General features: G+C 25.9%; 1 pseudogene. It reads left to right on the top strand.

Going from position 1 to position 1,553, the window contains the following annotated elements:
* Window positions 1–1,458 (top strand): annotated as a pseudogene (locus L8X24_RS07870) (hypothetical protein); the annotation flags it as partial.
* Window positions 1,459–1,553: the final 95 nt, after the last annotated feature.

The following is a 1,553-nucleotide window of genomic DNA, read 5'->3' as shown; positions in this document are numbered from 1 at the left end:
TTAGTAGGAGAAATCTATGGGGGTAAAATCATACAAGGTAATGCTTATAAAAACACTATAGATATAAAAGACTTACAAACCTTATTAGCATTAAATACTAATGTAGAAGTAAAAGCACTCTTAGACTTTTATGCAGGTGTAACTAATAATGGTATAGCTAATGATAATAGCATTAATATTAATCTAAAAAAACCATTTGAAATTAATTCTAATTTTACAGGTAAAAATGAGTTTAATCTTTATGGTGGGGTAGCTACTAAAGGAGCTAATAATAATAGTATTAATATCAATGGGGATTTAACCCAAGGACTTACTGTTGAAAACCATCAAGATAAAATTCAAATCACAGCAGCACAAACTCTAAGCTCTAAAGCAAATAATAATAGCATTGTTATTAAAAACTCAAACATAGCTATACCTTTATACTTATATGGAGTAAGTAAGGTTAGTTTGGATAATAAAGATTATTATGCAAGTAGTGCTAATGCTAATAGTATAGTTTTAGATAATGTAAAATCAGGTAGAAACCTCACTACTATTATAGAAGCTGATAATTTAGAAAAAAACACTATAAAATATAATCTTGTACAATCTTTATCCAATGCTTCTAATATAGATAAAGGTTCTAAAATCATTTTAAGAGCCAATGAAAATGCTAATAATAATACTTTAAACATTAAAGATTATTCAAGTGCAGCTAGTTCTAATGTTTATGTTATTAATGCTAAAACTGAAAGTGCTAATAATACTTTTATCTTTGATAATCTAGCCCTAGGTACAGCTTCTGATAAAAGAGAAGGGGAAATAGTAATTAGTGCAGGTATAGCTAAGAATACTCATGATAATTATACTCATATAAATAATTTAAATATAGATGAGTATAAAAACAACAAAGCTATATTTATAAGTGCTTCTGGTGTATATAGTGAAAATGATAAAAGCTATAATAATACTTTATATCTAAGTGGTAATACTAATATTTTTAATAATACCAATATAGAAGTATTAGCAGGTAGCTTTTTACAAACTAAAGAAGATGATAACTTTGTATCAAAAGCTCTAATGCATAAAAGTGGTACTAATAATCATTTAGTATTAAATACAAGTATCAAAGCAAATACTATTAATAACTTTGATCATTATAGCTTTATCTTAAAAGATGATACTAAAACTTATTTAAGTGCTAAAGAAGCTATTAATCTTTCTAAAGATAGTTCTATTAATGTATATACAAGCAATAATGTAAAAAATAAAAGCTTTATTTTAATGCAAAGCGAAAAAGGCTTTGTAGATGCAAACAATAAACACTTAAATCAAAAAGACTTACAAAGCTTATTAGAAACTATTATTAAAAATAATCAAAGCTTACATAAAAACATCAAAGCAAAAGTTCAAAAAGCTAAATACACTCTAAGTGTAAGTAAAGATGCAAAAAGCATAGTAGTGAATTTAAACTAAAGCAATATACCAAAAGGATTAATTATGAAAAAGCTAGCAAATCACATCATACTCTCAGGTGTAACGGTATCAATGTTATTTTCTCCACTAATGGC

Source organism: Campylobacter sp. CNRCH_2015_0814 (genome assembly GCF_025772765.1).
In the GTDB taxonomy this organism is placed as follows: domain Bacteria; phylum Campylobacterota; class Campylobacteria; order Campylobacterales; family Campylobacteraceae; genus Campylobacter_D.
The sequence above is the reverse complement of the archived record's forward strand: the minus strand, read 5'-3'. Positions and strand labels throughout refer to the sequence as shown.